Source organism: Pseudomonas sp. Ma2-10, assembly GCF_054330215.1.
In genome coordinates, this window is sequence record NZ_JBTEYL010000003.1 from 34,400 (window position 1) to 47,889 (window position 13,490).

Sequence of the window (13,490 nt, forward strand, 5' to 3'; positions counted from 1 at the left end):
CACCAGTACTCTGAATGTTCTTTTCCATTCGTAGGAAAAGTGCCGGATGAATTTATTTTCTCAATCGAAAGGCCTCACCCGATAGAGCTTAAAGCCTTGCCACACCCGCCTTCCAGCCAATCACCCGGCCCTATTTTTAAGCTAAGCGATTGAACGAGAAGAGGTTTTTCCTTGATTGAAGGTTGACAGTCCGCAGATCGTCTGTAGAATGCCGACACACAGACGCGGGATGGAGCAGTCTGGTAGCTCGTCGGGCTCATAACCCGAAGGTCGTCGGTTCAAATCCGGCTCCCGCAACCAAACATCAAAAAAGGCTACTCGAAAGAGTGGCCTTTTTTGTGCCCGCCTCTTTTGTAACCACGAGCCTCAATACGAGCGGGCTGCGTTTGACGACGCAGAAACGAAAAATCGTTCTGTTTCCTAAAGTTATGTCTCCCTCACGACCGTTTGCCGCTCATTTACGCTTATTTGACCCTATTCAGGATTAACAGTAGACACTCCGGCGTTCACCTGTAGAATGCCGCCACACAGACGCGGGATGGAGCAGTCTGGTAGCTCGTCGGGCTCATAACCCGAAGGTCGTCGGTTCAAATCCGGCTCCCGCAACCAAACATCAAAAAAGGCTACTCGAAAGAGTGGCCTTTTTTGTGCCTGTTGAAAAAGTCCTTTCGCAACAATGATCTGCCACCGTGTAGTGAGCCGCTCGGGATCCCCAATGCCCTGAGCCCAGACGATGCTGAGCCACAGACAGACCCCTCTACGACTGAGGGCGCCTCATCGCCGATATTCGGCGAGAGGCGTTAATATTTNTGTCTCTTTTATAACCACGAGCCTAAATACGAGCGGGTTACGTCTAAAGAAACGAGAAATCGTTCCGATTCCTAACGTTAAGTCCCCCTCACGACCGTTCGCCGGTAATTTACGCTTATTTGACCCTATTGAGGATTAACGGTTGACACTCCCGCGCTCGCCTGTAGAATGCCGCCACACAGACGCGGGATGGAGCAGTCTGGTAGCTCGTCGGGCTCATAACCCGAAGGTCGTCGGTTCAAATCCGGCTCCCGCAACCAAACATCAAAAAAGGCTACTCGAAAGAGTGGCCTTTTTTGTGCCTGTTGAAAAAGTCCTTTCGCAACAATGATCTGCCACCGTGTAGTGAGCCGCTCGGGATCCCCAATGCCCTGAGCCCAGACGATGCTGAGCCACAGACAGACCCCTCTACGACTGAGGGCGCCTCATCGCCGATATTCGGCGAGAGGCGTTAATATTTGTGATTATTTTTTTCTACAGGGATTGGTAACTTGGCTGGATACGCCCATCCTGTCGCGCACAATCCAAGAGGTGATTGATGCGCGCCAACTCGTCTGATCCACAAGACACCGTCACAGCAACACAACCGATCAAAGCCGAGCGTCTGCGCTTGCTTGATCGAATCAGCAAATACCGCCAGCCCATCGGCCTGGCAATCACTTTGCTGTTGTTCGCTATCGCACTGATTGCCTGTCGCCACCTGCTGAGCGAACTCGATCTGTACGCGCTGCACGACTCGATTCTCGACGTTCCGAAACCGGCTTTATTGGGCGCGCTAGGCGCGACCGTGGTTGGCTTCATTATTCTGTTGGGCTACGAATGGTCAGCCAGTCGCTACGCAGGCGTGACACTGGCGCCACGAACCCTGGCCCTGGGTGGGTTCACCGCATTCGCCATCGGCAATGCCATTGGGCTTTCGATGCTGTCGGGGGGCTCGGTTCGCTACCGTTTATATGCACGTCATGGTCTGGGCCCTTCTGAAGTCGCCCATATGACGCTGTTCGCCAGCCTCTCGCTCGGCTGCGCCCTGCCCCCACTGGCCGCCCTCGCCACCCTCAGTAACCTGCCTGGCGCCTCTGCCGCCCTGGGTTTGTCCGAATCCTTGCTGGGCGCCATCGCGGCGGTCGTTTTGCTGTTGTTCGCGGTACTGGCCATCGGCATTTACCGCCGCCGCCTGCCAGAGCAACCTTACCCGGACAACCTGCTGGTCAAGGTCAGACGCCGCACCTTGCGCCTGCCGGGCCGTCGCCTGACGTTTCTGCAACTGATCATCACGGCCCTGGACGTCGCCGCCGCCGCAACCGTGCTCTATCTATTGCTGCCTGAAGCACCGCCCTTCGGCGCGTTCCTGCTGGTGTACCTGCTGGCACTGGCCGCCGGGGTGCTCAGCCACGTTCCCGGTGGGGTCGGGGTGTTCGAAGCGATTCTGCTGGCAGCCTTCTCCAACACACTCGGCGCCGCGCCACTCGCTGCCGCCCTGCTGCTCTATCGCCTGATTTACGTAGTGCTGCCGTTACTGGTGGCCTGCGTATTCCTGCTGATCAATGAAGGTCAGCGCCTGTTTCAATCGCGTCAGTCCTTAAGGGTGGCGTCCGGCCTGGCCGCTCCGATTCTGGCGGTGCTGGTATTTCTGTCCGGCGTAGCGCTGTTGTTCTCCGGTGCCACCCCGGCAATCGACACACGCCTGGAACACATCGGTTTTCTGATCCCGCATCGGCTGGTCGACGCCTCGCACTTTGGTGCCAGCCTGATCGGCGTGCTTTGCTTGCTGCTGGCTCAAGGACTGCGCCGCCGACTGTCGGCCGCCTGGATGCTGACCACCATATTGTTGCTCGTCGCTGCCCTGCTCTCTCTGCTCAAGGGCTTCGACTGGGAAGAAGCCTGCTTGCTGACGCTGACTGCCAGCTTGCTCGGAGTTTTCCGAAGCTCGTTCTATCGCCCGAGCCGCCTGACCGAGGTGCCGTTCTCGCCGCTGTATCTGGTGGCCAGCCTGTGCGTACTCGGCGCATCGATCTGGCTGCTGCTGTTCGCCTATCAGGACGTCCCGTACAGCCATCAACTGTGGTGGCAGTTCACCCTCGACGCCGATGCCCCGCGTGGCTTGCGCTCGCTGCTCGGCGCCGCGGTGTTGCTGGTGGTGGTGTCCCTTACCTGGCTGCTGCGCACGGCACGCCCGGTGATCCATCTGCCAACGCCCGATGAACTGGGCCGCGCGGTAAAGATCCTGATGGCCTCCGCACAACCGGATGGTGGCCTCGCCCTGACCGGTGACAAGGCGCTGCTGTTTCACCCCAACGACGAGGCGTTCCTGATGTACGCACGCCGTGGTCGCAGCCTGGTGGCCTTATATGACCCGATCGGTCCAACCCAGCAACGGGCGGAAATGATCTGGCAGTTCCGCGACCTCTGCGACATCCACCACGCCCGCCCTGTGTTCTATCAGGTGCGCGCCGAGAACCTGCCGTACTACATGGACATCGGCCTGACCGCGATCAAGCTCGGCGAAGAAGCCCGGGTCGATCTGCTTCGCTTTGATCTCGAAGCCAAGGGCAAAGAGATGAAAGACCTGCGCTACACCTGGAACCGCGGGACTCGCGATGGCTTGTCGCTGGAGATTTTTGATCCGGGGCAAGCGCCGATGGATGAACTCAAGGTGATTTCCGATGCCTGGCTGACCGGCAAGAACGTGCGCGAGAAAGGTTTCTCCCTCGGCCGTTTCAGCGATGCCTACCTCAAACATTTCCGCGTCGCGGTGATTCGTTTCGAAGGGCGTCCGGTAGCATTCGCCAACCTTCTCGAGACTAATGGCCATGAACTGGCCAGCCTCGACCTGATGCGCGCGCACCCAGACGCGCCCAAGTTGACCATGGAGTTCATGATGGTCGGCCTGATTCAACATTATAAAAATCATGGGTACGCGCGCTTCAGCCTGGGCATGGTGCCGTTGTCGGGGTTGCAACCCCGTCGTGGTGCACCACTGACCCAGCGTCTGGGCTCGATGGTTTTCCGCCGTGGTGAGCAGCTCTACAACTTCCAAGGCTTGCGCCGCTTCAAAGACAAATTCCAGCCTGTCTGGGAACCCCGTTATATGGCCGTGCCCGCCGGACTCGATCCGCTGGTGGCCCTGGCCGACACTGCTGCCCTGATTGCGGGCGGCTTGACCGGATTGGTGAAACGCTGATGATTCAACGCTCCTTGCGGTACGTACTGGCCACACTGATAGTGCTGGCCCTGATTCTCGGTGGCGGTTACGGGTACCTGAAACGCCCGGCACCCGAGCCGACCCTCGAACAGCTGACACCGGCCGATGGCGCCGCGATGACCCGTGTCATCCCCGGCAACACGCCACGCGCCCAGGTGCTGGTGGCGGTCAATGAAGAACAGAAGCTCAGCAACAAACAGTTGATGACCCTGAGCCGCGCCGGATCGGCGCAGATTGTTCAGGTGATCCTGCCCAAAGACTGCCTGCTGCAAAGTCGCGCCCTGCAATCGGCCCTGAGAGAACTCAAAGGCCCGGCGACCCTGGTCAGCGGTATCGGCCCTGGCGCGGTGTTGGCGTGGCGCTGGTTGTCTGACCAGAAGGATGACAAGGCTCAAGCCGTCTCGGTGGACCTGGCCCTGGAAAAACCCGGCTGCACGCACCTGCTACCCAAAAGCGCCGCTCACGGGCACTGGCTGGTGGCCTGGAATGACAACCCGGACGACACCAGCGCCGGCTTCGTGCGTGACCAACCCAATGCCGAAACCAGCATCAGTGATTACGACGTTAACCTGCCGCAAGTGCTGAACAACGAACTGCGCAAGCTCCTCGTCGGCGGCGGCGATAAAGCTGCTGGCGATCTGCAGATCCCAGTGGTCGAAGTGCCGGCGGGTCAAGCCAAGGACACCGTGACCTTGTTCCTGTCCGGTGACGGTGGCTGGCGCGACCTTGACCGCGATGTAGCGGGCGAGATGGCCAAGATCGGCTACCCGGTCGTCGGCATCGACACCCTGCGCTACTACTGGCAGCACAAGAGCCCCGAGCAAAGCGCCGTGGACCTGGGCGAACTGATGCAGCACTACCGGCAGAAATGGGGCACCCAGCGCTTCATCCTGACCGGCTACTCATTCGGCGCCGACGTCCTGCCGGCGATCTACAACCGCCTGGAGCCATCGGAACAGCAACGGGTCGATGCGATCATCCTGCTGGCCTTCGCCCGCACCGGCAGCTTCGAAATCGAAGTCGAAGGCTGGCTCGGCAACGCCGGCAAAGAAGCCTCCACCGGCCCGGAAATGGCCAAGTTGCCGCCGGAAAAAGTGGTGTGCATCTACGGTGAAGAGGAAGTCGACGAGAGCGGCTGTACCGACAAGACGGCGGTGGGCGAAACGATGAAATTGCCGGGCGGCCACCACTTCGACGAGAACTATCCGGCGCTGGCACAGCGGTTGGTGGATGTGATCGAGAAGCGTCAAGCGAAGGAGACGGCGGCTCAGGAGTGATCTGAGTACCGTCCGCAGCGCCGTAGACCTCTTCGTCACGTCGAGCACCAACGGCAACGGTCAGTACCTGAATCGCCTTGCCATCGACTCGATAAACCATTCGCGTGTTGCCTGTTCGGATCCGTCTACAGCCTGCAAGACTGGCTCTTAGGGGCTTGCCGCTCTTGTCCGACTCACCATTGATAATCTGTTCTTCGATGACATCAAGAATGCGGTTCGCCGCTACAGCTCCCAACAGATCCAGATCCTTCTGAACCTGCGGATGATCAATAACGCCCCAAAACCATCCACATGCGCGCAGCTGCCACCCATTCGCTTGGAAACGAACGTGGCGGCTCCACAAGTTTAGGAGTTACACCATGACCAAAACAGATTCGCCCGCCCCCTCAAAACTAAAAACCATCGGACTCACCCCCTTCATCTACTGCTCGAACCAGGCACTGTTCCGTGTCAGTCGAGACGTCCCCTTCGGTGATGCGCTAGCCATGGCCTCTGATTTTCTGTTCCTTGCCAAAGGAGCTGACTAAAGATGCTGCCTGCGCCCGCGACACCGACCGGCACGCCAGGGCCGCGCATTACCTGACGGCAATGAGTAAGGCCGTGATTGATGATGTGGTGAAGGTACTGACGCCGCCACCTGCTCGGACAAAAGCCGAATCTAAAAAATAGCTGCCTGAGCGCAATAACGGCACCGAGACACCAGACACAAAAAAGCCCCCGCTACCGCAATGGCAACGGGGGCTTTTTGTTGTGGTTTACATCTCCACCTGCGTCCCCAATTCAATCACCCGGTTCAGCGGCAGATTGAAGAAGCGCAAATTGCCGTTGGCGTTCTGCAACATGAAGGCGAACAGCGCCTCACGCCAGCGCGCCATGCCTTCGAGCTTGGAAGCGATGACCGTCTCGCGGCTGAGGAAGTAGGTGGTGCGCATCGGGTTGAAGTCCAGGTCATCGAGATGACACAGCTTCAGCGCTTGCGGCACGTCCGGCTCGTCGACGAAGCCAAAGTGCAGGATCACCCGGAAGAAGCCTTCGCCGTGGGATTCAACCTCGAAACGCCGAGATGTCGGCACCCGCGGGATGTCTTCGTACACCACCGTCAGCAGCACCACTTGCTCGTGCAGCACCTGGTTATGCAACAGGTTGTGCAACAGCGCATGGGGCACGGCGTCCGGGCGCGCGGTCAGAAACACGGCGGTGCCCTGAACGCGATGCGGCGGTTGCACGGCGATGCTGCTGATGAAGATCGGCAGCGGCAATCCACCTTCGTCGAGGCGTTCGACCAGCAGTTGCTTGCCGCGTTTCCAGGTGGTCATCAGCACAAACAGCACGATACCGGCGATTACCGGGAACGCCCCGCCCTGAATGATTTTCGGCACGTTGGCCGCGAAGTACAGGCCATCGACCAACAGGAATCCGAGCAACACCGGAACCGCGAGGACCGGAGGCCATTTCCACAGCAGCAACATCACCGCCGACACCAGTATGGTGGTCATCAGCATCGTGCCCGTCACTGCCACACCGTAGGCCGAAGCCAGGGCACCGGAGGATTCAAAACCCAGCACCAGCAGGATCACGCCGACCATCAGCGACCAGTTCACCGCGCCAATGTAGATCTGGCCTTGTTCGGCGCTGGAGGTGTGCCGAATGTGCATGCGCGGGATATAACCGAGCTGGATCGCCTGACGGGTCAGGGAGAACGCACCGGAAATCACTGCTTGGGAGGCAATCACCGTGGCCATGGTCGACAACCCCACCAACGGGATCAGCGCCCAGCTCGGCGCCAACAGGTAGAACGGGTTGCGAGCGGCTTGCGGATCACCCAGCAGCAAGGCGCCCTGACCGAAGTAATTCAGCACCAGCGCCGGCAGCACCAGAATGAACCACGCACGGGCAATCGGCTTGCGCCCGAAGTGGCCCATGTCGGCGTACAGCGCTTCGGCACCGGTCAATGCCAGCACCACCGCACCGAGAATCGCCACGCCCATGCCCGGATGCTGGGTGAAGAAGCGCACGCCCCACACCGGGTTCAACGCTTTCAACACTTCTGGGTGTTGCATGATGCCGTAGACACCCAGCGCCCCCAGCACCACAAACCAAGTGACCATGATTGGCCCGAACAAGATGCCAATCCGCGCGGTACCGTGACTCTGAATCAGGAACAGCGCCACCAGCACGATCAACGACACCGGCACCACCCAATGGTCGATGCCATCGAATGCCAGCCCCAGACCTTCAATGGCCGAGAGTACGGAAATCGCCGGCGTGATCATGCTGTCCCCGTAAAAGAGCGCCGCACCGATCAGCCCGCAAACCACCAGCAACGCCCTCAATTTTGGATGTCCGGCCGCCGCCCGCCGAGCCAACGCGGTCAAGGCCATGATCCCGCCTTCGCCCTGGTTGTCGGCGCGCAGTACGAACATCATGTACTTGATCGACACAACCCAGATCAGCGACCAGAAGATAAGCGCCAGAATCCCCAGCACGCCGTCATGATTGACGGGCACGCCATAGCCACCGGAAAACACTTCTTTGAGGGTGTACAGCGGGCTAGTACCAATATCGCCATAAACCACCCCGACCGCCGCGACCAGCATGCCGATCGGCTTGGCCGCCGAATGCTCGGCGCCCGCCGCCTGACTACTTGCCTGCCCCATCCACCACTCCTACTACCCAGGCCGGACTTCTTTGCAAGAAGCACTATGTTTTGCCGTGCAGCATGCGCTGTTTTACTTACTGTTACAGACGTTTTGTTGACTCTATAAAATCGGTAAGGCGTAAAGGCGCGAAGCATAGCGCAGCACTCGTCGTATTTCGCTGCATAAAGCTGGTCAAGTGCGCCTCCCATCGCTAGAATTGCGCACTTTTTGACCAGAGGCGCAACATAGCGCCCGTCTGTCGCCTTGCCCTCTTCGGCTGGAGGCGTCACAAATACCGAGGTTAGACATGTCCACCACTCCTGCGCCGGCCAATCCAAAGGTTGGCTTCGTATCCCTGGGTTGCCCCAAAGCACTGGTCGACTCCGAGCGCATCCTTACCCAGTTGCGCATGGAAGGCTATGACGTCGTGTCCACGTATCAGGACGCCGACGTCGTGGTGGTCAACACCTGCGGCTTCATCGACTCTGCCAAGGCTGAGTCTTTGGAAGTGATCGGCGAAGCCATCAAGGAAAACGGCAAGGTCATCGTCACCGGCTGCATGGGCGTCGAAGAAGGCAACATTCGCAAGGTGCACCCAAGCGTGCTGGCCGTGACCGGTCCGCAGCAATACGAGCAAGTGGTCAACGCCGTGCACGACGCCGTGCCGCCGCGCCAGGATCACAACCCGCTGATCGACCTGGTGCCGCCGCAAGGCATCAAGCTGACCCCGCGCCACTACGCCTACCTGAAGATTTCCGAAGGCTGCAACCACAGCTGCAGCTTCTGCATCATTCCGTCGATGCGCGGCAAACTGGTCAGCCGTCCGGTCGGTGATGTATTGGACGAGGCCCAGCGCCTGGTCAAGGCCGGCGTCAAAGAGCTGTTGGTGATCTCGCAGGACACCAGCGCCTACGGCGTCGACGTGAAATACCGCACCGGTTTCTGGAACGGCGCGCCGGTAAAAACCCGCATGACCGAGCTTTGCGAAGCCCTGAGCACCCTCGGCGTCTGGGTTCGTCTGCACTACGTTTACCCGTACCCACACGTCGACGAGTTGATTCCGCTGATGGCCGCCGGGAAAATCCTGCCGTACCTGGACATCCCGTTCCAACACGCCAGCCCGAAAGTCCTGAAAGCCATGAAACGCCCGGCCTTCGAAGACAAGACCCTGGCGCGCATCAAGAACTGGCGCGTCATCTGCCCGGACTTGATCATCCGTTCGACCTTCATCGTTGGCTTCCCCGGCGAAACCGAAGAAGACTTCCAGTACCTGCTGAACTGGCTGACCGAAGCCCAGCTCGACCGCGTCGGCTGCTTCCAGTACTCGCCGGTGGATGGCGCACCGGCCAACGATTTGGACCTGGAGATCGTTCCGGACGACATCAAGCAAGACCGCTGGGACCGCTTCATGGCGCACCAGCAAGCCATCAGTTCGGCGCGCCTGCAAATGCGTGTCGGCCGTGAAATCGAAGTGCTGGTGGACGAAGTCGACGAGCAAGGCGCAGTCGGCCGCTGCTTCTTCGATGCCCCGGAAATCGACGGTAACGTGTTCATCGACAACGGCAGCAACCTCAAACCAGGCGACAAAGTCTGGTGCAAAGTGACCGACGCCGACGAATACGACCTGTGGGCTGAACAGATCTAAACGCAAAAAAAATACGAAAGCCCCGCTCTCTTGACGAGATACGGGGCTTTTTTACGTCTATCGTTTTGTGAGGAGCGGACTCTCGACACTCACAGGAAAAGGGGCAGCCGGCCATGCGCCAACATTCGGTCATCCACACGCCGAAACAGAGCGACTACAAAGAGCTCACTCAGGTCTGGGAAGCTTCGGTGCGCGCCACCCATGATTTTCTGCCGGACAGCTACATCGCGCTGCTGAAGAACCTGGTGCTGACCCGCTACCTCGATGCGGTGATGCTGATTTGCACCAAAGACTCGCGCCAGCGCATCACCGGGTTCGCCGGGGTCGCGGCGGGCAAGATCGAAATGCTCTTCATCGACCCTGCTCACCGTGGCCAGGGCTTGGGCAAGCTGCTACTACGCTATGCGATGGAACACCTGAGTGCCGATGAACTGGACGTCAACGAACAGAACCCGCAAGCCTTGGGCTTTTACTTCAAACAGGGCTTCGAGGTGATCGGTCGTTCCGAGCATGACGGCATGGGCCAGCCTTATCCGCTGTTGCATATGCGCATGAAACAGACGAACCAGCGCACTCAACGCGGCTAAAAGCTATACGGCGCAAATGGACCCGCGATTAACCGGCGCCAGGCAGGTACAATGCCCACCCCTTTTTTGTTACGGCCCTGTCATGACTGACCCGATTCGTCTCTCCAAACGCCTCATCGAACTCGTCGGCTGTTCCCGTCGGGAGGCTGAGCTGTTCATCGAGGGCGGCTGGGTCACCGTGGACGGTGAAGTCATCGACGAGCCACAGTTCAAGGTCGAGAACCAGAAAGTCGAGCTTGATCCAGAAGCCAAGGCCACTGCGCCGGAACCGGTGACCATCCTGCTGAACGTGGCCGTGGGCATGGATGCCGAGACGGCCATGGCAACGATCAGCGCCGAGACCTTGAGTGAAGAACACCGCTTCAGCAAACGTGCGCTCAAGGGCCACTTCCTGCGGCTGACTGCCAGCACCGACCTGCAGGCCAACGCCAGCGGTCTTTTGGTGTTCACCCAGGACTGGAAGATTCTGCGCAAACTCACTGCCGACTCCGCCAAGATCGAGCAAGAGTATGTGGTCGAAGTTGAAGGCGACATGGTGGCTCATGGCCTCAACCGCCTGAACCATGGCCTGACCTACAAAGGCAAGGAACTGCCGCCGGTCAAAGCCAGCTGGCAGAACGAAAACCGCCTGCGTTTTGCGATGAAGAACCCACAACCGGGCGTCATCGCCCTGTTCTGCCAGGCCGTAGGCCTGAAGGTTGTCGCCATCCGCCGCATCCGCATTGGCGGCGTGTCCATCGGCAAAGTGCCGTTGGGGCAATGGCGTTACCTGTCCGGCAAAGAGAAGTTCTAAGACTTTTCACGCCGCCACACATTTTGGCGCCGCTGTTAATGCGGCGCCCACTGCTGAATATCAGGATTGCACACCATGATTCATAACGACGTACTGCGCAGCGTGCGCTACATGCTCGACATCAGCGACAAGAAAGTCATCGAGATCATCAAGCTCGGCGGCATGGACGTGACCCTGGAAGACCTGGTGACGTACCTCGACAAGAAAGAGGAAGACGAGGAAGGCTTCGTACGCTGCCCGGATGAAGTCATTGCGCATTTCCTCGATGGCCTGGTGATCTTCAAGCGCGGCAAAGACGAAAGCCGTCCGCCGCAGCCGATCGAAGTGCCGGTGACCAACAACATCATTCTGAAGAAACTGCGCGTGGCTTTCGAACTGAAAGAAGACGACATGCACGCCATCCTCAAGGCTTCCGAGTTCCCGGTATCCAAGCCTGAGCTGAGCGCACTGTTCCGCAAGTTCGGCCACACCAACTACCGCCCGTGCGGCGACCAGTTGCTGCGCAACTTCCTCAAGGGCCTGACCCTGCGCGTGCGTCCGCAGTAATCGCCGGCAGGTCTTGAGCTGCGAACCTGCGGCTCAAGGCCAGCCTGTAGAGACGCTCATTCCTCGCAAAATAGTGGCTCCGCTTCTAGCGGCTGACAACTAGGGTGTATTGACCCTCAGCTCTCAGGATTCGCCACGCACCCATACTTGTCCCTGCAAGGCCGCACCGCTCTGGTGACCGGCACCACCACGTAGGGCGCGCCGCTGGAGAGCTACCCGGTCAAGGGCAGGGAAAAGGTCATGCAGCTCAACGTGACTTCGGTGTTCAACTGTATTCAGCAGTTTTTGCCGCTGTTGCGTAATGCCGGTCTGGCGAGTACGGCCGGCGCTGACATGACCGGAAATATCATCCCCTTGGATGGCGGGTTTAGCCTCTGATCTCTTCCCGATGGGTGGGTTATCATGCCCGCCCTCACCCCGCCTCGACCCCAGACCATGACCTACAGCGTTTCCCCCATCGGCTTCGTGCGCTCCTGTTTCAAGGAGAAGTTCGCCATCCCGCGCCAGCCACAACTGGCTCCGGCCGCTCGCGGGGTACTGGAACTGGTGGCGCCGTTCGATAAGGGCGATGCGGTGCAAGGTCTGGAGCAGGTCAGCCACGTGTGGCTGCTGTTCCTGTTTCACCAGGCCCTGGAAGAAAAGCCACGACTGAAAGTCCGCCCTCCTCGCCTCGGCGGTAACAAATCCATGGGCGTGTTCGCCACCCGCGCGACGCATCGGCCCAACGGCATCGGTCAATCCGTGGTGAAGCTGGACAAGGTTGAAGCCAATCGGCTGTGGATATCCGGCATCGACCTGCTGGACGGCACGCCGATTCTCGACATCAAACCCTATGTACCTTACGCAGATATCATTGATACGGCCTACAACAGCATCGCCAACGCCGCACCGCAGCTGATTCCCGTGCAGTGGGCGGATTCAGCGCTGCAACAGGCTCACGGGCATGCTCAGCGCCTTGAGGAACCGCTTGTGGAACTGATCGAGCAATGCCTGGCACAAGACCCACGTCCTGCATACCAGACTCCTACACCAGAAAGAGAATACGGTGCGCAATTCTGGGATCTCGATGTGCGTTGGCATTACCCCGAGCAGGGGATGATCCGGGTTCTGGAAGTGATCCTGGCCGCCTGACAAACCGCTGAAAACAAAAAAAGCCCGCATGACCCTCTCAGGTCATGCGGGCTTTTTTGCTACGCGTTTGTTACTTCTCGACGAACGCACGCTCAATCAGGTAGTCACCCGGCTCGCGCATCCTCGGCGAAACTTTCAGGCCGAAGCTGTTCAACACTTCGCTGGTTTCGTCGAGCATGCTCGGGCTGCCACATAGCATGGCGCGGTCGTCTTGCGGGTTGATCGGTGGCAGACCGATGTCGCTGAACAGTTTGCCGCTGCGCATCAGGTCGGTCAGGCGACCTTCGTTCTCGAACGGCTCGCGGGTCACGGTCGGGTAGTAGATCAACTTGTCACGCAGGGCCTCGCCGAAGAACTCGTTCTGCGGCAAGTGCTCGGTGATGAACTCGCGGTAAGCGACTTCGTTGACGTAACGTACGCCGTGGCACAGGATCACTTTTTCGAAACGCTCATAGGTTTCCGGGTCCTGGATGACGCTCATGAACGGCGCCAGACCGGTACCGGTGCTGAGCAGGTACAAATGTTTGCCAGGCTTCAAGTCATCCAGCACCAGCGTGCCAGTAGGCTTTTTGCTGATGATGATCTCGTCGCCTTCCTTCAGATGCTGCAACTGGGACGTCAGCGGACCATCAGGCACCTTGATGCTGAAGAACTCGAGATGCTCTTCCCAGTTAGGGCTGGCAATCGAGTAAGCGCGCATGAGCGGCCGGCCGTTGGGCTGTTGCAGGCCGATCATCACGAACTGACCGTTCTCGAAGCGCAAGCCCGGATCGCGGGTGCACTTGAAGCTGAACAGAGTGTCGTTCCAGTGATGAACACTGAGGACACGCTCGTGGTTCATGTTGCTCATGTACGTGGGA

General features: G+C 59.2%; 9 protein-coding genes, 3 tRNA genes and 3 pseudogenes. 12 read left to right on the top strand and 3 right to left on the bottom strand.

The window, feature by feature from the left end; translation table 11 throughout:
* Window positions 1–223: 223 nt before the first annotated feature.
* The 5 genes from ACXPVS_RS05220 (at window position 224) to ACXPVS_RS05240 (ending at window position 5,289) form a co-directional block, all read left to right on the top strand.
* Window positions 224–300, top strand: a tRNA-Met gene (locus tag ACXPVS_RS05220).
* A 232-nt stretch (window positions 301–532) separates the two neighbouring features.
* Window positions 533–609, top strand: a tRNA-Met gene (locus tag ACXPVS_RS05225).
* Window positions 610–993: 384 nt separating this feature from the next.
* Window positions 994–1,070: transfer RNA gene (locus ACXPVS_RS05230), tRNA-Met, on the top strand.
* 278 nt (window positions 1,071–1,348) lie between these two features.
* Window positions 1,349–3,991 (top strand): bifunctional lysylphosphatidylglycerol flippase/synthetase MprF, encoded by a 2,643-nt coding sequence (mprF, locus tag ACXPVS_RS05235; RefSeq protein WP_458508980.1) that lies wholly within the window; start codon window positions 1,349–1,351, stop codon window positions 3,989–3,991.
* A complete protein-coding gene (locus ACXPVS_RS05240) occupies window positions 3,991–5,289 on the top strand; it encodes a virulence factor family protein (protein WP_458508981.1) in 1,299 nt (432 codons plus the stop codon). The genes mprF and ACXPVS_RS05240 overlap by 1 nt, the downstream gene beginning before the upstream one ends.
* A 55-nt stretch (window positions 5,290–5,344) precedes the next feature.
* On the opposite strand, the pseudogene ACXPVS_RS05245 reads toward ACXPVS_RS05240, so the two are convergent.
* Window positions 5,345–5,632, bottom strand: a pseudogene (locus ACXPVS_RS05245) (type II toxin-antitoxin system RelE family toxin); the annotation flags it as partial.
* 16 nt (window positions 5,633–5,648) lie between these two features.
* Between ACXPVS_RS05245 and ACXPVS_RS05250 the strand changes: the two are divergent.
* Window positions 5,649–5,958: pseudogene (locus ACXPVS_RS05250) on the top strand (DUF3077 domain-containing protein).
* An 86-nt stretch (window positions 5,959–6,044) separates the two neighbouring features.
* Here the strand turns inward: ACXPVS_RS05250 and ACXPVS_RS05255 are convergent.
* Window positions 6,045–7,946 (bottom strand): potassium transporter Kup, encoded by a 1,902-nt coding sequence (locus ACXPVS_RS05255; RefSeq protein WP_458508982.1) that lies wholly within the window; start codon window positions 7,944–7,946, stop codon window positions 6,045–6,047.
* A gap of 289 nt (window positions 7,947–8,235) precedes the next feature.
* On the opposite strand from ACXPVS_RS05255, the gene rimO reads away from it, so the two are divergent.
* From rimO to tsaA, 6 genes and pseudogenes are all read left to right on the top strand, one after another.
* Window positions 8,236–9,573 (top strand): 30S ribosomal protein S12 methylthiotransferase RimO, encoded by a 1,338-nt coding sequence (gene rimO, locus ACXPVS_RS05260; protein WP_458508983.1) that lies wholly within the window; start codon window positions 8,236–8,238, stop codon window positions 9,571–9,573.
* A gap of 113 nt (window positions 9,574–9,686) precedes the next feature.
* Window positions 9,687–10,160 carry a GNAT family N-acetyltransferase gene (locus ACXPVS_RS05265; protein ID WP_458508984.1) on the top strand — a complete coding sequence of 158 codons (474 nt, stop codon included), beginning with the start codon at window positions 9,687–9,689 and terminating at the stop codon, window positions 10,158–10,160.
* An 82-nt stretch (window positions 10,161–10,242) separates the two neighbouring features.
* Entirely contained in the window at window positions 10,243–10,953 is a 711-nt protein-coding gene (locus ACXPVS_RS05270; RefSeq protein ID WP_458508985.1) for an rRNA pseudouridine synthase, read from the top strand.
* Window positions 10,954–11,028: 75 nt separating this feature from the next.
* Window positions 11,029–11,499, top strand: coding sequence for a YehS family protein (locus tag ACXPVS_RS05275; RefSeq protein ID WP_150654848.1), 471 nt, complete (start codon window positions 11,029–11,031; stop codon window positions 11,497–11,499).
* A 195-nt stretch (window positions 11,500–11,694) separates the two neighbouring features.
* Window positions 11,695–11,814: pseudogene (locus ACXPVS_RS05280) on the top strand (3-oxoacyl-ACP reductase); the annotation flags it as partial.
* A 120-nt stretch (window positions 11,815–11,934) separates the two neighbouring features.
* A complete protein-coding gene (gene tsaA / locus ACXPVS_RS05285; RefSeq protein ID WP_458509295.1) occupies window positions 11,935–12,630 on the top strand; it encodes a tRNA (N6-threonylcarbamoyladenosine(37)-N6)-methyltransferase TrmO in 696 nt (231 codons plus the stop codon).
* A gap of 70 nt (window positions 12,631–12,700) precedes the next feature.
* On the opposite strand, the gene fpr is transcribed toward tsaA, so the two are convergent.
* Window positions 12,701–13,480 (bottom strand): ferredoxin-NADP reductase, encoded by a 780-nt coding sequence (gene fpr, locus ACXPVS_RS05290; RefSeq protein ID WP_003443014.1) that lies wholly within the window; start codon window positions 13,478–13,480, stop codon window positions 12,701–12,703.
* Window positions 13,481–13,490: the final 10 nt, after the last annotated feature.